8 protein-coding genes and 1 pseudogene are annotated in these 21,957 nt (G+C 43.1%); all 9 read left to right on the top strand.

What is annotated here, in order from left to right:
• The first annotated feature begins 9 nt into the window (after positions 1-9).
• Positions 10-8,205 carry a Cna B-type domain-containing protein gene (locus RUMTOR_RS10010; RefSeq protein ID WP_044998227.1) on the top strand — a complete coding sequence of 2,732 codons (8,196 nt, stop codon included), beginning with the start codon at positions 10-12 and terminating at the stop codon, positions 8,203-8,205.
• Positions 8,206-8,236: 31 nt separating this feature from the next.
• The gene (locus tag RUMTOR_RS10005; RefSeq protein WP_004847612.1) at positions 8,237-9,775 is read left to right on the top strand and encodes a SpaH/EbpB family LPXTG-anchored major pilin; all 1,539 of its coding nucleotides are present in this window, start codon (positions 8,237-8,239) and stop codon (positions 9,773-9,775) included.
• An 86-nt stretch (positions 9,776-9,861) separates the two neighbouring features.
• Positions 9,862-10,770 carry a class C sortase gene (locus RUMTOR_RS10000; protein WP_009242995.1) on the top strand — a complete coding sequence of 303 codons (909 nt, stop codon included), beginning with the start codon at positions 9,862-9,864 and terminating at the stop codon, positions 10,768-10,770.
• The gene (locus RUMTOR_RS09995; RefSeq protein ID WP_227077111.1) at positions 10,760-11,452 is read left to right on the top strand and encodes an LPXTG cell wall anchor domain-containing protein; all 693 of its coding nucleotides are present in this window, start codon (positions 10,760-10,762) and stop codon (positions 11,450-11,452) included. The genes RUMTOR_RS10000 and RUMTOR_RS09995 overlap by 11 nt, the downstream gene beginning before the upstream one ends.
• 112 nt (positions 11,453-11,564) lie before the next feature.
• Positions 11,565-12,104, top strand: coding sequence for a rubrerythrin (gene rbr, locus RUMTOR_RS09990; RefSeq protein ID WP_004847609.1), 540 nt, complete (start codon positions 11,565-11,567; stop codon positions 12,102-12,104).
• 154 nt (positions 12,105-12,258) lie between these two features.
• The gene (locus tag RUMTOR_RS09985; RefSeq protein ID WP_009242997.1) at positions 12,259-13,803 is read left to right on the top strand and encodes a D-alanyl-D-alanine carboxypeptidase family protein; all 1,545 of its coding nucleotides are present in this window, start codon (positions 12,259-12,261) and stop codon (positions 13,801-13,803) included.
• A gap of 84 nt (positions 13,804-13,887) precedes the next feature.
• Positions 13,888-14,304, top strand: a complete 417-nt coding sequence (locus RUMTOR_RS09980) for a NifB/NifX family molybdenum-iron cluster-binding protein (protein ID WP_009242998.1) — start codon at positions 13,888-13,890, stop codon at positions 14,302-14,304.
• Between the two features lie 315 nt (positions 14,305-14,619).
• Positions 14,620-20,358, top strand: coding sequence for an endo-alpha-N-acetylgalactosaminidase family protein (locus tag RUMTOR_RS09975; RefSeq protein ID WP_004847603.1), 5,739 nt, complete (start codon positions 14,620-14,622; stop codon positions 20,356-20,358).
• Positions 20,359-20,492: 134 nt separating this feature from the next.
• Positions 20,493-21,322 (top strand): annotated as a pseudogene (locus tag RUMTOR_RS09970) (transposase); the annotation flags it as partial.
• Positions 21,323-21,957 lie beyond the last annotated feature (635 nt).

Below are 21,957 nucleotides of genomic sequence, written 5' to 3'. Positions count from 1 at the left end.
AAAAAGACAGTGAAGAATAGAGACATAAAAAAATTATTTAAGTGGAAAATATGGAAAAAGGGAACTGCATGTCTGTTGGTATTTTCTGTATTGTTGCAGACGGTGACTGTTTCGGCGCAGGGAATAGCGAAAGGGCCGCCGATCGATATGCAGCTCATACAGCAGCTGCAGGAAGCAAAAATGCCGATGCAGTCAGACGTGTCAGAAGAAGGACAGATCGTTCAGTCGTCGGGTGAGCAGTCAGAGCTGACAGAGAATGGACAGACAGATCAGCCGTCAGGCAATCAGTCAGGTTCGATGGAAAACGGGCAGACAGATCAGCCGTCAGGCGATCAGTCAGGTTCGGCAGAAAACGGACAGGCAGTTCAGCCGTCAGGCGATCAGTCAGGTTCGGCAGAAAACGGACAGACAGATCCGTCATCGGATCAGCAGTCAGAAGACGCAGATTTATATGAAAACGGCATTATTAAGATTTACAACATCGAACAGCTTCAGGCGATCGGTACAGGAAGTTCTGTGCGGATGAACGATACAGAGAAAGAACTGTTCGGCACAGGCGAAGAAGTTGTTGACGGCGGAAATGCGGTTACATATGCGTCAGATGCGGATTACATGCTGATGAATGAAATCCCGCTGACTGCGAAAACGATGTGGACTTTGCCGGAGGGATTTACCGGAACATTTGCAGAAGCGCCGAAAGAGGATGCTCCGTTGTATGATAAAGAAAGCGATACGGTTTATGTTTACAATAACTATCAGCTTCTCTTGATCGCTTCGGAAAAATCGGCGGAAGAACCGATCATGTCTTATGATATGATCCCTGAAAAAGTGGGAATAGGTCAGCTTCTGTATAAAGACGGAACTTTGGCAGACGAGAGCGCGGAATCGGCGCAGGAATATCTGACTTACAGCAAAGAACATAATTATGTGTTAAGTCCGTCCTTTACAGAACAGATGCCGGAACTAAAGGCGGAAAAGATTAAGAAAGAAGCAACGGTTCAGGCAGATGCGGGACAGCTTGGAGGGCGTGAGTATCTTGGTCAGGTTTATACCAAAGTTGAAGGAGAGCCATATATACTTATCGGAAACGAATGGCAGCTTAGAGCAATCGGACAAGATGCGAAGCCTAAAGAAAAAGGCAATCAGTATATGCAAGTAACCCCAATGCTCTATGTGAAATCCATAGTAGACCTAGGAATATGGGGGGATGACAAAATAACATATACTCCATATTATCCCGGCGATGCCGACTTCAATTTAAAACAAGGCGAAGCTTTGGGAGAAAGTGGGATTGAACAAAAAGATTTCATCTATTTTTCAGAAGCAAATACAAACAAAACAGAAGGTTTGATGAATATCGAATATGATAAAGAAGGATTAGTTGGATTCTTGCTAGGACCACTGGGAGAACTGCTTGGTGACATTTTACATGCACTGTTAGGACCTTTGTTTGATATACCGATATTAGGGAGTCTTTTAGAAAAACTTATCGGTGAGCGGACAGATGATATTGTTATCGTGGATAAGGAATTTAATCAAAACAACGTTCAAAGTTATCCTTCTCTATCAGAAGCAAGCAATGAATTAAAATCGCTAAAATATTCTCCGGATGCCAATTATATTATTTTTCGAGATATTGATTTATTGCAGGGAGAATATTCCGACGGAAAAGAGGATGACTGGACACCGCTTCACTTTTCGGGAAAAATGGAAGGACGCCTGAATATGCAGGAGGGCAGCGTGCCTACCATTAGTAATATTCAAGTGAATCAGACAGGGGAACTGGATATCCAAAAAGACAGCGGAATTGGATTTTTCGGAACGATCTCTAATGAAATGAAAAAAAGTGGGAATGGTGGTTTCGAGTCTGCGGGGAAGGCGGGAGTAAAAAACCTCCATTTAGATCAAGTTACAGTTAATAATCAATCTGTGACAGTAAATAATGATCCAAAATCATTAGTAGAAGGATTGTTGGAAGTGCTGGGTGGATTGTTGGGTGGAATTCTGGACCTGATAAGTGGAATCCTTGAAGGACTGGTTCCGGTAATCGGAAACTTAAAACTGGGAGATGTCATTAAAGACTTATTGACATTAAAGCAAAGCAGTCCGGATATGTTTGCGACCGGAAGCTTTGCAGGACGTATTGTAGGGGATGTTTCTGTTGAAAACTGTACGGTAACCAACGCTTCTGTAACGAATGTAAAAGGAATGACAGGAGGATTTGTCGGATATACATCAGGAGAAGCAACCTATATTCTCGGAAATGTGACAGCGGGAGTCGTAGAGCTATTATCAACCTTGCTGAATATTCTTCCGGGCGTGGGACTGGGAGATTTGATTACGATTCTTTTGAAAAATGATGTTCCTCTTGGACAGTTATTGCCGAATGGCTATTATAAGCCACTGATCCAAAACAGCAGTGTTTCTCTTTCAGAGGGATCGATCGGAACGACAGGAACGGGGAAAGAAACTGTCAATTACAACGGCGGATTTGTGGGAAGCCAGACAGGAACAGATATAAATAACTGTTCTGTAACCGGTTTGAATCAGGTAGTGGCAGATATCGGAGCCGGAGGCTTTGCCGGAATCGAAAAAGATGCACAGGTTAAAGGATTATTAAGTGATCTGGGAGCGGAAATCAAAACATTTGATATTCGTTCTACACAGAGAAATTGTCATGTAGACGCAAGCGACCTTTCAGTTACGGCGACAGATAGTTATGCCGGAGGTTTTAATGGCGTAATGGCAAATAGTAGCAGCATCGAATCAAATGTTTCGGGAGTGAAACTGGTTAAAGCCAATCAATATGCCGGAGGTTTTGCGGGAAGAGCTACGTTGGGCTATGGAATGGCCGTAGGTTCAAAAGATGAACAAAATGATACTTTATTGCAATCTGTATCAAAACTACTGGAACAGTTACTTGTTTCGGGAAATGAAGAAGAACTAGGTGTGCTTCTTTCTTTAAGCGGTGCACAGCCTTCTGAAATAAAAGGAAGTTCTGTCAGTGGAACAAACTTTAGTGTTCAGGCAGCGGCAGATTATGCCGGCGGTCTGATCGGACAGGGAGACGGCGTACAGATCACATCCTCTGGAACTGAGAAAAATACGATACAAGGGGTAAGTTTTGTAAAAGCAAATAATTATGCAGGCGGAATTTCAGGAGCAGTTACTGTAGCTGATGCGGTCGGCGTATTGAACGATACACTGGGAATCGGAAGTTATCTTTCGTTTACTGTATCGAATGTAGATCTAGGTGGTAATGATCTTCAAATCGAAGCATCGAATAAGTATGCTTCCGGCGGAGCAGGTTTAATGCTTGGAGGAACAGCAGAGCAGATTAAAATTGAAGGTATTCAATCTGTGACTGCCGGAAATTATGCCGCCGGGTTTGCCGGACGGGCAGGAACAGGCAGTCTTGCAAAAGAAGGCGGTCTGGATCTTCTGGGCCTGGGATTGATTAAAGTTGACAGCTTACTTAGTCTGGTTGATGGTGTTGCCACAAAAGTTTCCAATGTATCTGTGAGCGGAACAGAGAACGGCGCAGTCATCAAAGCCAGTGGACAGGTTGAGATAACGGAAGGCGAATCTATTCTTGCCGGAGGCTTTATTTCCGAAGCAGAAGGGGTACAAATTGCAGATTCACATGTGACAAATCTGAAGGCAGTTTATGCAGAAGCTACAAAAGATAAAGAAGGTTATGCCGGAGGCTTTGTGGGAAGAAGCCACACAGGCGGGCTGGCAGGTCTGGCCCAGGAAGACAAAGACGGAGCATTGAAACTTCCCGGAATTGTAAATGTCAGCGGGCTGTTGGATTTAGTTCCGTATTTGATACCTCAATATACAAATACTACCGTTACATTTTGCTCAGCTAATGAAGAACCTCAGGTCAAGGCTGATTATGCCGGCGGATTTTTTGGAGAAATGCAAAGCGGTAAGGTCGATAACAGTACAAGGACAGAGGCTTATGCAGTTTATGGTCTGGAAAAAGTCAAGGGTGAATCTCACGCCGGAGGCTTTGCCGGAAAAGTTGACGCAGGGGCAACGGCTTCTTCAAATGGACTGAATCTTCTTGGTGGTATTTTAAACCTTGATATCGGTCAGCTGCTCGATGTACTTCAAGTTTACATCCCGATCATTCAATCGGCGGGCGTGAAGTCGACAGAAAAAGGATTTACTGTAGAAGCGACGGATACAGACAGCTATGCGGGAGGTTATCTTGGATATGGCGGCGGTGTGCAGATTAAAGATTCGGATGTGACATCCTTAAAGCATACAAAGGTGACGCCGCCGGGCGATAGTCTGGAATCTGCAAATGGAGACAGCTATTTCGGAACGGATTCACAATATGCAGTCAAAGGTGGAAAATACGCCGGAGGTTATGCAGGATGTGTGGATATTGATTCCGCGGCAGCAGTCGGAGGCGGATTAAAGCTTCTTGGGAACATCGAGCTGACGAATCTTTTGAAGGCGCTGGATGTAGTGGCGTCTACCATTGAAAACTCCGATGTCAACGGATGTGTCGGCGGTTATTCCGTACTGGCAGATGGCAGAGATGATAAGAATCAGAAGTTAGGAAAAGCAGGTGGATTTATCGGAGAAATGTCCGGTACCATCATCAAAAACAGTGATGCGAATTTATTCAACTATATTATCGGACGCGAGGCAGCCGGAGGTTATGCCGGTATCATGGAACCGGGAAATGTTGCTTCCGTAATCGAAGATGCCGGTATTTTAGATGGACTGTTAAATGTAACAGATAGTCTTGCCAGTCTGGTGCAGTCTTTCATTCCGATTATAGAAGACAGTCAGACGAGCAGCGTGCCTTGCGGCGGCGCGGTTCGTGCCGACGGCATCACTGACACCCAGTGTGTGAGAGGTCTTGCCGGAGGCTATGTAGGTTATAACCATGGTGGAAGAATTAAAGGATATGCGGCAGAAGGCGGCGGGAAGGAATGTGCCACGATTCGTATTCGTTCAGTCTACGGCGGCGAGTTTGCCGGAGGATTTACCGGATTGATGGAAACGGCGGATCTGGCAGGAACAGGAAACTTACAGCTTCTGTTTGGCTTACTGAAAACAAGTAATGTGTTAAGTCTTCTCGGAGCTGTTTATCCGACAGAAACGAACACAGCCGTTTACGGACCGCTTAGAAAAGTGGATATGGACACATGGAACAAGTGGGCGGAGGCTGTCGGCAACAACGGTGTTTACGGAGATCAGTTCACAAGTACACCTGTTGAGAATGAAGAACAGTTACAGGCATTAATCACACAATATGCCTATGGTTACAATGTTAAGGCGGGCAGAACGAGCGTCGGCAGACAGGATATGGAAGCAGGCGTAGCCGGAGGCTACGTCGGACGCATGAAAGCAGGAGTGGTTACCAATGCTCATGCATGGGATGCGAAATCTGTGATGGCATACAAGAGCGCCGGAGGATTTGCCGGAGAAATGAAAACCGGCGGCGTTGCAGAAGTCGGAAAAGTAGAGTTGATTGGTTTGGATATTGCAAATTCTATCAGCGCCGTGCAGACTTTCGTTCCGGTTATAAGAAATTCGGATATTACAGGTTTCCAGTCAGGAATGACGGTGAAGGCAACAGGAATCCCGGTTAAGGATTCAACCTTGAAAATAGAAAAAGTCGGTTATGCCGGAGGGTATGTCGGTCATATGGTTGGCGGACAGATCTGGGGCAACTGGTCTGAAAAAGCGAATACGTACAGTGCAACAGATGCCGTACCTGATCCGAATAATAAGCGATGCTTCGTGGCTAATTTGAGAAAAGTGGAAGGTACGAAAGCAATCGGCGGATTTGCAGGACAGATCGATCCGGCAAGCGCAGCGAATTTAGACACGGCAAGCAGTGAAGGATTACTTGGCGGATTGCTTCAGTATCTGATAGGAACTCCGGGAGATCTTGCACGGTTATTAGATGCAACTATTTCTACAGTGCGAGGCGCAGATGTCAAAGCGTGGGATGACTGGGGAATCATTATCAACGGCGCTTATACAAACGGTACAGGCAATACAGCCTATGCAAAGGCGGCGGGCGGTTTCGCAGGAGAGATCAACGGAGCTGTTATCGGAGAAATGAATGAGTCAGAAAGCGGCGTTCATGTGTCGAATGTCAGAAGTGTGACAGGAGGAGAATACGCCGGAGGATTTGTCGGCCTTGCAGATGTATCTGCAATATTGCAAGTTAGCAATGGGAATACAAGTATATTGAGCGCCCTATTGACTCTTGGAGGAACAAGCGTATTAGATACGTTTAGAAGTTATGTTTATCATTCCGATGTGTCCGGTTCTGCAGAAGCAGGACTGGAAGTACAGGCAAGAGACAGTAAAAAATCAGAATATGTCAACGATCCTGTTTATTCGGGTTCAGCCGGAGGATTCGGAGGCGCATTGCTTAACGGTTCTGTCAAAGATTCCAAAGTGACAAATCTTCGCAAGGTCAACGGTATGAACTACACCGGAGGATTTATCGGACATCTCGGAAAGAGCGGTACGGTCGATTTGGACAATTTAGGTGCGTTGGGTGATTTATTAAGCGCAGGTGCAGGTGTAATGGATGTATTCGGTTCTCATGTAGACCGATGCAGTGTCGAAGGTGTCAACGAAGGCTTTACTGTACACAGTAATAATACGATAGACCAGAAAAATAAATCAGAAATCGCCGGAGGATTTACCGGATATGCAGATCTTGGAAGATTGTCAGAAAATAAAGTCACCGGGTTAAAACAGGTGACAAGCGGTCAGATCGCCGGAGGGTTCGCAGGAAAGACAACCTTTGCTTATCTTGCAAATATTAATCTGGATTCCGAGTTGGTTAAAGGATTAGTGACGGTTGTGAATCAGATTTTGAAGGCGCTTTGGTTAGATGAACTTCAAAAAGGTCAGGTAATTAAAATTGATTTAGGCATTATTGAAATTGATGCTTTATATGATGGGAAACTGGTATCTCTGAATCTGCTTGGACTGGATATTAAGGTTGGCTTAGCAGAGGATAAGAGTCTTGCGACCATCTATATCGGAGACAGTAAGATTGAGATCAACTGCTCAGAGAGCGGTACGATCGATGAAGAAAGCCTGAAAAATGAAATCAATATTTCACTCATAAAGGCAAACCGTACAAAGATTGATAAATGTACAGTGACAGGTATTGCAGACGGCTATGACGTCTATGGAGGCGGCGCCGGAAACAATGCCAACGGCACAGGTCAATACGGTATTGCCGGAGGTTTCGTCGGATGGAATAACGAAGGCTTACTTGAGAACAACAACATGTTCTTTGCAGACGTTATCCGAGGTGCAAAGGATCTGACCGGACCGTTTACCGGAAAGTCAAGTCTGAACTCCAACTGGGAATTTAACGATGTGAAAGGCATTGAAGGCAATGAAAACTATTACCGGATCTATCGTAATGGTGATACCGCATATGAGAAGCTGTTTGGTAAATCGGGCAAGGAACTTCAGCACAACTACGAAACATCTGATGCATGGAAGAATGTATATACAATCCGGCATATGACGAAAGACAAAGTTGTGAAGTTTACCGATCTGAAAGACGCTATGATGAGCGGCAGCGCAGGGCAAATACCTGTCAATGTTTATCAGGAGGACGGCGCGATGGCTGTTCTGATGAACAATACGGCAAGCAGCCCGACAGAACCGGGTGGCAATGAGGAAGCGCCGGATGTTCAAGACCCGTGTAAGGATCTTATTGAACTTCGTCTGAAAAAGGTTTGGAAAAGGGACGAGGAAAAAGATCGTCCGAATGAGGTCATCTTTAACATTACAAGAAGCTATGAAAAAGACGGAAAACCGGTTGTAGATACAAACTTCAATAAAGAAGTTATTTTGACAAAAAAAGATGCACAAACATCGGACATATGGGAAAAGGTTCTTACGGGAGCTGAATATACAGCATATCATGTTGGCACGGATGGAAAGAAATATTATTACACATATCATGTCAGCGAGATGAAAGTGGACGGATATACAACAGAAATAACTTACAAAGGCGATCGTCAATACAGTATTACGGTGACAAATACGAAAAACTGGTTTGACAGCCTTCTTCCGGAAACAGGAGGAATGGGAAAAGCTTTGCTCTACACGTTAGGTGTTCTGCTTCTTTGCTTAGTGACAGCTACGGAATACAGGAAGAGAAAAAGCACAAGAAGTCAGAGTAGCTATAAATAATAAAGAACAAAAAGAAAAGGAGACACAAAGAATGAGAAAAGTAAAAAACTCAATCAAAAAGATGATGGCATTGTGTTTAGCAGCCATCATGACACTGGCAATGGCAACAACTGCTTTTGCCGCAGACAGAATAAAAACAGGAAATTTGACAGTAAACGTCAATGAAGGAAACACGTTAAAGGGTCAGACAATTAAAGTCTATAAGCTCTTTGATTTGAGTGTAAGCGATACACATTATGCTTATACAGTCAATGCGGACTATAAAAATGCAATCGCAACAGCTTTAGGATTATCGAAGGAAGCAACAAGTGAACAATTATATAACAAACTTGCTGAGTATAAGGAAAATCCTTCAGGAATTCAGAAATTCGCAAATGACTTTACAGCAGCTGCATTGAAAGCAGGAACGGCAGAAACTGGAACTTCCGGAAAAATTACAAGTGCAGAGAAGAGTTATACATTCAATAATTTAGCATACGGTTATTATCTTGTATATCAGACAGGAACAAAGGAGATTCAGTCATCTCTCGTATCTGTGGATAAAGATAGCAAAACAATTACTTTAAAAGGTAAAGCGCCGAGCATTGAAAAAGAGGCAGACAAAACAACAGTTGAAATTGGACAGGTTGTAACTTATACAATTACAGGAACAATTCCGGATACAACAGGATATGCGCAGTATACATATAAAATCCACGATACATTGACAGAAGGTCTTGATTTTGTAGAAGATACAATGGGGAAACTGCCAACAGAAAAAAAATATGAGGTATCCGTTCAGATTGAAGGAGAGCAAGACTCAGTAATAAAAGAAGCAGATATTGATCCGGATAATGCCAGAAAGATGACATTGGATTTATCACAGTGGATTAGAGAGAATCAGACACATAAAGGAAAGACTTTTACAGTTACTTACTATGCAAAAGTTAATGCTGATGCCGTAGTACAGACAAACAACAGCGCTCACTTAGAGTATGGTAACGATCCGGATAACATAACTACAACAACACCGGACGTAGTAACAACACCAACTTATCCGGTACAGATTCACAAATTAATCAAAGATCAGCAGAATAGCTACCTTGCGGGTGCAATATTCCGTCTTTATAGAAGCGAAGAGGATGCAAACAATAATCAGAATGCAATCGCAGTTACAGGTTCTAACGGTACTTACACAGTAGACCCGGTACAGGTCGGCGATAATAAGATGTACGATATGGAATCTATCGGTGACGGGACAACAGTAGGCACAGGAATGAACTTAAAGTTAAACGGTCTTGCGGAAGGAAGCTACTGGTTAGTGGAGACACAGGCTCCGGACGGTTACAACAAGTTGACAGCTCCGGTTAAAATTACAATTACAAAATCTGATACTACGAATGTGGATGACTGGACAATCAAGCAAAATGATGGGGTGGTGGATGATAAAATCATCGACATTGAGAATACTACAGGAACACTTCTTCCGGAAACAGGTGGAATGGGTACTGTAATTTTCACAGTGATTGCAGTTGTGATGATTCTCGGTATTGCGGTAAGCTTCGTGATCAGCAGAAGAAAACGTGCTTAATCATTTATAATTCAGACATATGGATGAGAGGGCTGCCTTCGGGCAGTCTTCCCATTCGTTATAACAGCAGGGAGAATGAAATAAAGATGCGCAGAAAAAAGACAGAGAAAAAACAATTTTATATTGGGGATATTTTTCGCGTGATAGGATTGATTATTGCATTCTCCGTACTGTTATATCCGACAGTCAGCAACTATCTTTATGAAAAGAACGGCTCAAAAGTGATTTCGGCTTATGATGAAAACGCAGTGCGGTTAAGCGAAAGTGACAAGCGTGAAATGCTCGAGGCAGCAAGACAGTATAACGAAGAGCTTTTGGGAAATATTGAGTTATTAGATCCTTTTTCATCTATAAAGAAAGAGGTAGACGAGAGATATCAAAGCCTGTTAAATGTAAACGGGTCGGGAATGATCGGATATATCCGTATTCCTAAGATTAATGCAGAACTTCCGATTTATCACGGAACAGAAGAAAAGGTGCTTCAGTCGGGGGTAGGCCATTTTGAGGGGACGTCTTTACCGATAGGCGGGGAAAGTACCCATGCAGTTTTAACCGGGCATCGGGGACTTCCTTCTAAGTTGTTGTTTACGGATCTGGATAATTTGGAAAAAGGAGATATCTTCTATATTAAAGTTCTCGGTGAAACATTTGCCTATCAAGTGGATCAGATACTTACTGTGCTGCCGGAAAATACAAAGGAGCTTACGATCGTACCGGGAAAAGATTATGTTACATTAGTTACTTGTACACCCTATGCGGTGAATACACACAGGCTTCTTGTAAGGGGGTATAGGATTCCTTATGAAGAGGCAGTGGAAAAAGTTCCGGATGAAAAAATCGCAATAGGATTACCGTTCCAGATGAAAGTTTTATTTATAGGACTTTTCATTTTGTTTCTTATTTTGTTCTTTTGCGGTGTTGCTGCGTATGTGAAAAAGAGAAAGAAAAAGAGAGAAAAAACACGGAGGGAAGATCATGTTTCAAATGAAAAATAGATGGAAAAATATTCTTGTAGGTTGTTTGACTGTATTCGGAATACTGATTCCAAGTTTATCCTGCAGGGCGGAAAATGTAGGCTCTATCCAGATTGAATATCATGGAAGGACACAGGAAAATGAAGAGGTTGTATTTGCGAATGCGGATTTTTCTGTTTTTTTTGTCGGAAAGATGGAGGATGGAAAGTGGACGCTTGCAGGAGATTTCGGTAATGCGGGAGTTTCTCTGGAAGGAATCGAATCTTCTGAAAAAAACGAACAGGCAAAGCAGTTATACAACTATGCGGTTCGGCAAAGTATACAGGGAAACGCTTTGAAAACGGACGAGAATGGAATCGCAATGATCGGCGGATTAGAACAGGGATTGTATTTGATTGCCCAGACAAAGGTGTGGACCGATGAGAAGCAGGGCAGTTATCAGGCATCGCCGTATCTGATCAGTATTCCGGAAGAAATAGACGGCAGCTATATATGGGATGTTGTAACGAAACCAAAAAGCGAGTGGATCACGGAAGCGCCGCAGCATCCTGAAATGCCGGATAAAAATACGGAAACGGAGAAGACGGAAGGAGCGAAAACAGGAGATACAAGCTCGGCGGCTTTGTCATTGCTTTTACTGATATTCAGTTCGGGAGCGTTTATAATTCTATGTAGAAAAAGAAGAATATACAGGAAGGACTGACATAATATCCGGCATTTGAATGTTAATTGTTTAATATAAGCTGACTGTGTTATAATAGGATATAAAAAAGGAAAGGCTGTTTCTTTTGAGAGGAGCAGAAAGGGTGAATAACATGGGAAGTAAATATGCAGGAACAGAGACGGAAAAAAACTTAAGAAACGCTTTCTCGGGAGAGTCGGAGGCGCGCAATAAATACACGTATTTTGCGTCTGTGGCGAAAAAAGAAGGGTATGAACAGATTGCCGCGTTGTTTCGGGATACGGCGGATAACGAGAAAGAACATGCAAAAATGTGGTTTAAAGAATTGAACGGGATCGGAGATACGGCAGATAACTTGAAAGCGGCGGCAGAAGGCGAGAACTATGAATGGACAGAAATGTATGCCGGTTTTGCGGAAACTGCCGAGAGAGAAGGATTTCCGGAACTTGCTCAAAAATTCCGTCTTGTGGCGGAGATCGAAAAGCACCACGAAGAGAGATACAGAGCGCTGCTGAAAAATGTAGAGACGGCATCAGTATTTGAAAAAAGTGAAGTGAAAGTGTGGGAATGCAGAAACTGCGGACATATTGTAGTAGGAACTGCGGCGCCGGAGATCTGTCCGACCTGTGCGCATCCGAGAAGTTATTTTGAAATACATGCAGAGAACTATTAAAATGCTGAAACCCATCCATGAAAATTGACATCCCTTCTGGAAGCGGATGAAAATACTTCGGAAAATCTAAAACTTGTAAAACAAAAAGAATATCGTTATAATAAATTATTAGAGAAAAATAATCTGAAGGGTTATATCGATGTGGAGGGTTATAATGAGGGAATATAGAAACCGTATATGTTCGGCAGTGCTGGCAGCAGTCTGTGTGATCGGCACAGCATTGATTCCGTCAAGAGCCGTACACGCAGAAGATGTAGTTGACCCGATCGCGGTGCAGAAACAGGCGGCATATGATGCCGTTCCTGAGACAAACGGTTTGGAAAACTGGCCGCAGGGACCGCATGTATATGCAAATTCGGCGATTGTTATGGAGATGAACAGCGGGGCGATTTTATACGGGAAAAAAATAAACGATAAGCATTATCCGGCAAGCATTACAAAACTGTTGACAGCGCTTGTGGCGTTGGAAAATGCGGATCCGGATGACGAAGTTTATTTTTCCGAAGACAGCGTTTCGTTTCTGGAATACGGAGATGCGAGTATCGGGATGAGACCGGGAGAAATACTCAGTATGAACGATGCGCTGTACGGTATGCTGCTTGCATCTGCCAATGAGGTGTCTTATGCAATCGCAGAAAGTGTCGGCAAAAAGATGGGCGGAGGTTTTGAGACGTTTATCCAGAAAATGAATGAACGTTGCGAGGAACTTGGATGTACGGGATCTCATTGGACGAATGCAAATGGTCTGCATGATGAAAACCATTATACGACGGCGCATGACATGGCGTTGATCGGATCGGCAGTCTATCAGTTTGACAAGTTTCGGGAAGTAACTCAGACTTTAAATTATACGATTCCGCCTACAAACCTTGTGAATGAATCCAGAACGTTCCAACAGAATCACAAGATGCTTTGGGTAGGGGCACATTATTCTTATGATTATTGTACGGGCGGCAAGACCGGATATACGGATCAGGCAAAAACGACTCTTGTGACTATGGCAGATAATGCAGATATGCAGCTTGTTGCGGTTGTCTTGGAAGATCAGGGAGATGTGTATGTAGATACAAGGGCGATGTTTGATTATGTATATGCGAATTTTTCCAAAGTGTTTTTGAATGAACACGACAAGCCCGATGGCGTCAGGAAGTTTAAAACGGAAGATGCATATGTTGTTCTGCCGAAAGGAATTGACGTTTCATCTCTGGAGCATGAGATTACGATTACTGACAGGCAAAATGCCGCCGGAAAGCTGACCTATTTATACAAAGGTCAAAATGTCGGAACTGTAGAAGTGAAACTGACGGCGGATTATATTAAGGAAGAAACAGGGTATAATATTGAGCCGGAAATGAAATCCGTCGGGAAGAAAAGTACGGATAAAGAAGAAAAAACAGAGATGCCTATATATGTAAAGCTGTTAATAGCGGTAGTTCTTTTGGTAATCATTTTGTTGGCAGTTCTTTTCAGTCTGCTGAAATATCGGCAAGTGAAACGAAGGAGAGCAAGACAGCTTGCAAGAAAACGCAAAAAGGCATTAGAGCGCCGGCGGTCAAATACAGAGCAGACGGGAGAAAATGCTTTCCGACGACAGAGCAGTGCCGGCAGGAGAAAAAATACCCAAATAAGAAACCGTCAGGTAGACGACAGAAGAAGCGGAAGTTATCGCAGGCGAGACAGAGAAGGGCGGTACAGATAAATAAATTTACAGTATTCGCTATGTCACGGCGGAATCATTACGCTTATGAAAAAGGTTATATTATAAAGAAAGAGGATGAATAAAATGAAAGTAGCAGTAACTTATGAAAACGGAGAGGTTTTTCAGCATTTCGGACATTCGGAAGCTTTTAAGCTTTATGAAGTTGAAGGCGGCGAAGTGAAATCATCGGAAGTTGTTCCCACGAACGGAAGCGGTCATGGAGCTTTGGCAGGATTTTTACGGGAAAGAGGCGTAGAGGTTCTTATCTGCGGAGGAATCGGCGCAGGAGCGCAGAACGCACTTGCAGAGGCTGGTATCAAACTGTATGGAGGAGTTTCAGGTTCTGCGGATAGTGCGGTTCAGGCGCTGATTGAAGGAAACCTTTCATATAATCCTGACGTAATGTGCGACCATCACGGAGAAGATCATCATGGCGATCATGAAAACTGTGGAGGACACGGAGAAGGTCACGATTCCTGCGGCGGACATTGCGGACATTAGATACATTAAGATCAATAAGGACATTACAAGAGGGAGTTTTTCACTGAGATATTAGAGGGAAGCTCCCTCTTGTTGTATAAAGAACAGAAGAAATATGTGATATAGTTACAAATTGAGAGGTAATATATTGTGCAATACATACAAAAATCGAGGTGAAAAATGAGTACAAATAAATAAAACAAACAAAAGATCAACATTAAAGATAAAAAGTGTAAATACTGAAAAAAGTGAAAGAGTTATGATATATAAGATAGGATGCTCTTTCTATGTCCTGAAGGAGCTAATATTAAAATTTAAAGAAAGGAAAAGAGGATAATGAAAAAGAAGTGGAACAAAGTAACTGCAGCTTTACTTATGCTCGTGATGGTAGTGACGACAGTGCTCGGCGCTGCTCCGGCATTATCTGTCAAGGCAGAGCCGGTCACGATGGGACATCTGAAATCCGGAAGCGGTAATGCAAACGGACATTTCGGAAGCGCTACACCTGAAGCATTTGTTTTGTCAGAAAAAGCTGATTATACAAATCAGGCATATAGTTTGAAACTTCGCATTAACAGCGACGTAGACAAAACAAGGCTTCGTATTGTCACAAAATATAAAGATGACAATAACTGGGCTTTTCTGATGTATGATGTCGGAAGCTGGAAGTGGCAGTACAAAAAGGACGGAAACGAGGCTTGGCAGAATGATACGCTTGCTCTTCCGAGACTTGAAAAAGGTCAGTTGGCAGAAATTAAGTTAAGCTATAAAGATAATGGCCTTGAAATTGACGTCAATGGAACAAAGGCAACTGTAACGGAGGCGAACTTTGTCGCTCTTAAAGACGTTCAGGGTAAAGTCGGAGTCGGAGGCGCGACATTCGGAGATGCATACACAGACGTTTATTTTAATGATGTTGTTGTAGGAGAGACAAAAGAGGATCTCAATACATGGAAATTGTATAAAGATAATCTTGCAGGTCAGGAATGGGATCCGGCGGCACAGTACGAAGAAACAGTTCCGGCAGGACGTAAATGGATCACGATCCGGACAGGCTCTCAGAACGGCGGAGGACATAGCTATGCGGGAGCAACAGGACCGGCGCTTCTGCTTGACAAAGATCGCACGATCAAGCCGGCAGACGTATTTAGTCTGTCATTTACACCGATCAACAGCGGAAACTTCGGTTTCTTCTATTCATATGTAAATGATAATGATTTCCTGTATATCGGATATGATTCATATTCCAAGTGGTACTGGCAGAACGGCTCAGGCTCATACGGAAGTTTGAACGGAGATTTCGAGACTCCGGAAAACGGAAAAGAGATGACGTTCTCTGTTACGATGAGCAGGGAAGCTCTGACAGTTACAGTCAACGGAATCAGCGGAACAACGAACAATCAGAACGCAGGAAACTGGCTGGAAACAAACGCAGGAAAAGGTCATCCGGGCGTGATGGTGAAAACGGCAAACCAGTCTTTGAAATTTGCAGATGCGAAAGTAAATGAGACTGCATGTATGGAAGATACATGGGAATTTGCAAAAGACAGAGACGGACAGTCACAGTCTTCAGAATATATCAATCTCGCAACTGTTTCCGGAACTGTAACGGCAAAAGACGGAGGAGCGGCATTAAAAGGCGCAACGGTTCGTTTTGGTTCAAAATCAGCAAAAACAGATGATAACGGAGCTTATCAGATCGAAGATGTTGAAGTGGGAACTTATACAGCTGCGGCAAGTTGTCCGGGATACGAAGCAATAACACAAGAGGTTGAAGTTCAGGATGCGGCGGAAGGAGAAAATGTATTTAACTTTACACTTTCCGAGAAAACGCCGATCGACCTTAAGAATTATAAATCCATCGAGTCTGATTACATGAAAGTGTATGTAGGACCGAACTTCCCGGTTGTTGCAAGATATGAAGTAAAAGGAAAAGATGACGTTTACTTCCGTGGAAACGAATCAGATCTTGCAAAGGTGAATACAGTTGTGATCAACGGCAAGGAGATCACTCCTGAAGTGAAGGCTAAGATTGAAGGGGCGAAAGCTTCTTATGAAATGACCCTCAAATATGAAGGTGAAGATGAAGAAACAAAAATTAATATCAATATGAACATGACGGTCGAGATCAGTGTAAAAGACAATGATCTTACATGGGAGATCACAAAGATCGACCGCAAAGAAGGAACGGATAAGATTGCTTCTATCGACATTCCGCAGTTGAATCTTCTGTCTGTAGATCAGGTAGAAGAAAACGCTTCATTTGCAGGCGCTGTTAAGAGCACGGATACAAAGAAGAGCGGAGATAAGTTTATTACATTTGACGATGGATTCGTAGCGCAGAAATCTGTAGGATATGTATACGGATTCCTGACAAACAAGAATTTAAGCGCAGGTCTGTTCAGCAACTCAGAGGCAGAAGACGATCTGAGAGTCATCATGAACAGCGGAGCTGACACAATGAGCCTTACAAGCGCTCAGTGGTATTACGAGGCGGGAGATAAAGGCGGACAGGCACAGGCAGCTACATATGACTACCCGCTTAGTGAACTTCCATATGCAAAAGTTTGTATCGCAGAGGATATGAACGAAGACAAGACGATCGACTGGCAGGATGCCGCAGTTGCTTATCGTGACATCATCAATGTTCCGTATGGATCAGAGGATGTGAAAGACCTTGTAAACTACAGAATCGTTATGAACTTCGGAAGCGCTGTAACAAACCCGTATTCGGTGACAGCGGACAATATCAAGAAAGTTGCTTTGGCAACAGACGGACTTCCGCAGGCTGTTATGCTGAAAGGTTACGGAAATGAAGGTCACGACTCTGCGAACTCCGAGTATGCGGATATCTCCGAAAGAGAAGGCGGCGTGGATGATTTCAGAGATCTTCTTGACGTTGCGCATGAGTATGATACAGAAATCGGTATCCATGTCAATGCACAGGAAGCTTATCCGGAAGCGAGATCTTTCAACGATGATATGATCATGGGACCGCAGCAGGGCGGATGGGGATGGCTTGACCAGTCCCGCGTGATCAATAAGATCTGGGATTTAGGAACACAGGCAAGATATAAGAGATTTGCACAGTTATTTGACAGAATTAACAATACGAACCTTTTAAGTCTCGACTGGGATAAAGGCGAATATGTAAAAGATTCACAGGGAACACTTGCATCGGCGGATGAGATTGCGGCAGCAGTGAAAAAAGCAGGCGCCGACAATATGGACTTCATCTATCTTGACGTATGGTATCAGAATGCGTGGGAGACAAGAAGAATCGCAGAAGAGATTAACTCTCTCGGATGGAGATTCTCCACAGAGTTCCCGTACGAAGGCGAGTATGATTCCACGTGGTCACACTGGGCAACAGAAGGACCATACGGCGGATCAGCTACAAAAGGTTTGAACAGTGACATCATCCGTTTCCTCAGAAACGACATGAGAGACGTACAGGTTCTTAACTGGGTAGGACATGGCGGAGCGGCTGACAACCCGCTTCTCGGCGGATATAAACTGGAAGGATTTGAAGGATGGGGCGGAGATCAGGATTTCAATAATTATCTGTACCTGACATTTGCCGAAAACCTTCCGACAAAATTCCTTCAGCACTATCAGGTAATCGATTGGGAGAACTACGCAGAAGGCGAGTCACCGGTCGGAAACCAGGAAAAACAGATCACACTGAAAAATGGTGATGATAAAGTAGTTGTAACAAGAAATGAAGCACAAAGATCTGATGAGATCATCGAACGCGAGATCACATTGAATGATAAAACAGTTTTAAGTGCGACAAACGATCATTTCTATTATCTGCTTCCGTGGACAGATAGCGACACGAAAGAGACGAAACTGTATCACTACAATCTGGAAGGCGGAACATCTACATGGAATGTGCCGGACGGATTTACAGGAAATCTTACAATGTATGAGCTGTCAGATCAGGGACGTGGAGAAGCGATCGCGGTTCCGGTTTCAAACGGACAGATCACGCTTGAAGCAAAAGCAAAAACAGCTTACGTAATCGTGACTGACGGAAAAGAAATGCCGACAGCCGATACAGTTAACTTCGGTGAGACGACATCAGTGAAAGATCCGGGATTCAACTCTTATGCAGACGGCGACAAAGTGGATGCAGACGTTTGGAGCGGAGCAGACAACGATGCCGTAAAAGTTACAAAAGCATGGACAGGCGATCAGCGTCTGACAATCGAAAGCCCGGCAGAAGACGTTGCAGTCAGCACAAAACTGACAGGGCTCAAAGCAGGCAAAGATTATGTTGCAGAAGTTTATGTTGATAACAGAAGCGACAGTAAAGCGACGGTAGAAGTAAATGCAGGAACGATCAAAGAGTCTGCATATACGACGAAATCAATCGCTCAGAACTATGTGGCAAGTGATCAGAAACATGCAGGCGGCAATGAAGCTTCCTATATGCAGAGAGTTTACGTTCCGTTTACAGCGGAAAAAGAAACTGCAACATTGACGATCAGCCGTGCGGCAGGTGATGGAGCAACATACTTTGACGATATCAGAATTATCGACAAGAAGATTGAAAACTATAAAGAAGACGGTTCTTTCGAGCAGGATTTTGAATCCGTAACATCAGGATATTATCCGTTTGTTTTAGGACCGGCACAAAGAGGCGGCGACGGACAGCTTCATCTGTCTCAGGATAACGGAAAATATACATCTGTCGGCTGGGGCGGTTATGTGATCAATGATGTAATTGAGGGCGAATGGTCGCTGAAACAGCACTGCGACAGTGGAAGCGGTTCGGGAAGAACAGGTCTTTTGTATCATACGATTCCGCAGAACTTCCGATTTGAAGCAGGAAAGACATATAAAGTAGAATTCGATTATGAGGCAGGATCATCTGCATATGCGGTTGTGCTTGGAGATGGAGAGAGTTTTAACAACGCAACAGATAATGATTACCTTGCGGCAACGGCAGGAACAGGTAAAGCAAGTCATCATGAGTTTACGGTTACCGGAAGCGAGAGCGGACAGACATGGTTCGGTATTTATGCAAACGGTGCAAAACAGCCGGGAGGAGCTTACGGACAGCAAGACCTCATTCTTGATAACCTGAAGATCACTCCGGTGAAATCAGGCGAAGTTGATACAACAAAATTGGAAGCAGAATTAAACAATGCAGACAAAGTTGTATTAGACGCATTTGAAGATGGAAAAGAAAAAGCTGCATTTGAAGCTGCATACGCGGCTGCGCAGAAAGTTCTTGAAAATCCGACAGATCAGGCAGCAGTAGATAAAGCAGAGAAAGACTTAGAGGATGCAAGAAAAGCGCTTCTTGCAACTTCGCCGAAGCCGGAAGAAGATAAAGAAGCTCCGACAAAACCGTCTGATCTGAAAGAAACAGAGACAACCACGACAACTGTGAAAGTTGAGTGGAAAGCATCTACAGATAACGTAGAAGTAACAGGATATAACGTATATGCAGACGGAAAACTTGCTGAAACAGTAAAAGGTGATGTTCTTACAGCAGAGCTGAAAGATCTGAAAGCGGGTACAGAGTATACGATCGAAGTAGAAGCATTTGATGCAGCAGGAAATAAATCAGAGAAAGCATCTGTGAAAGCGACGACGAAAGAAGAGCAGAAACCAGATCCGAAGCCGGAAGAAGATAAAGAAGCTCCGACAAAACCATCTGATCTGAAAGTAACAGATAAAACTGATACAACAGTGAAGATTGAATGGAAAGCATCTAAAGACAACGTAGGAGTGACAGGATACGAAATCTTTGTAAACGGCAAGTCAATCGGAACAGTAAAAGACGATGTTCTTACAGCAGAGATCGCAAAACTTACTCCGAAGACAGAGTACACGATCGAAGTTGTAGCATATGATGCAGCAGGAAATAAATCAGCGGCAGCATCTGTGAAAGCGACGACGAAAGAAGGAAAGACACCGGAAACACCGACAACGCCGGAAGTGAAACCGGGAACTGTTCAGACAGGAGACGCAACACCATTTGCAGTACCATTTATGATGATGTTCATAGCAGTGGCAATGTTTGCGGGCGTTTCTGTAATCAGAGTAAAAAAAAGAAAATAAAATAGACACTTCAAAAAGTTGAAATGTCGAAAAAAAGGGGCTGTCGCACTAAGTAATTAGTGCGCGGCCTCTTTTCTATACAAAAAATTACAGCCAGGCTTTGAAAAGTCTGGCTGTTGGTGTAAAATATAAGTATGCAAACCCCTATATTATTACACAAGAATTATACTTTAAATGAGGAGGGATATCAACTAAAACTCCCTTTAAACTTAGAAACCTAAACTTAGAAACAATTATTCCGGTAGACGATTCTGTGCGGTTGCTGAGTCAGTTTGTGGAGGCTATGGAATTAAACTGTAAACGGGATATTAACTTTATGTATCTTTTAGAAGGTAAACCAGTTCCTGATTATGCCACTTTTGCTCGTTTTCGCAGTATTCATTTTGCACCGTGTGCGAAACGGATTCTCGCTGAAATGTCTAATCTTCTTTATGAGCTTGGAGAAATTTCCGGAGAATCGATTTTTATAGACGGCACAAAAATCGAAACCTGTGCGAATAAATACACATTTGTGTGGAAAAAAGCAGTAACAAAAAATCAGGAGAAGTTATTGATTAAAATCGCAGATCTTATTGCAGAATGCGAACAGCTTTACGGTATTCAGATTGTTTACGGTGATACTGTTAAAATGAAACATGTAAAACGGCTGCGAAAAAAGCTGTATGCATTAAAACAGGAAGAAAACATTGTATTTGTACATGGTATCGGGAAACGAAAAACTCGGCTGCAAAAGAATATCGAAACATTAGAAGACTATCTGGACCGTTTAAAAGGATATACAAAAAAACTGCATATTTGTGGAAAAAGGAACAGTTATTCTAAAACAGATCCAGATGCAACCTTTATGCGGATGAAAGAAGATGCAATGGGAAATGGACAGTTGAAACCAGTATTTAATTTACAGCATGGAGTTGACTCTGAATACATTGTATGGCTGACAGTCGGACCGCAGCCTACAGATACCCAGTTTTGGATTGTGTTAAAGTACGGCTTTTTTACGAAAAAAACTATCGTTTCAATAGACACAGCGCAATTATATAGAGAAAATCGAGAAAAAGGAAGCTGCCGCTTCACGATTTACTAATCGTTAAAGCGACAGCCCCTTTTTGCAGTTCCCGTGCTCCTATGTTTTTTAATGAGTGAAGGCTAAAATCCACTTTTTGTTTCAGTGTTTTTTCTAAATGGAGTGGATGAAAAATATTATTGTTTTTAGAGGATAGATATGCTATAGTAAGTCTACTCACAGAAATTCTTTCTGTGAAAGATACCGGCAGTTTCGCCGGTCTGAGGAATTCCCTCAAAATTACCCGATACAATACAACAACAGTTTTTGCGTGGATAGTCTTGTAGAACAGTTCTTTTTTTCGTATACTGATTTTTAAGAGAAGGTCTTAAAAAGGGAAAAGTTTTCTTTTTCAGAGGAAAAACTTTTGGCGAAAGTAAACCTAAAAGCAGCAAGCTTAAAAGCATTTTCCCGCCTGTACTACAGGGTTCGTTCATGCACATGAAAGGAGAGCCTATGGCAGGAAAAGAAAACAGAGAAATTAAAAACAGTGTCTTTGTAGATCTGTTCTATGAGGATGAATCAGCAGAAGCAAA

Origin of the sequence: [Ruminococcus] torques ATCC 27756, from assembly GCF_000153925.1 — a bacterium.
GTDB lineage: Bacteria > Bacillota > Clostridia > Lachnospirales > Lachnospiraceae > Mediterraneibacter > Mediterraneibacter torques.
Note: the sequence above shows the minus strand (reverse complement) of the source record. Positions and strands in the feature narration are given on the sequence as shown.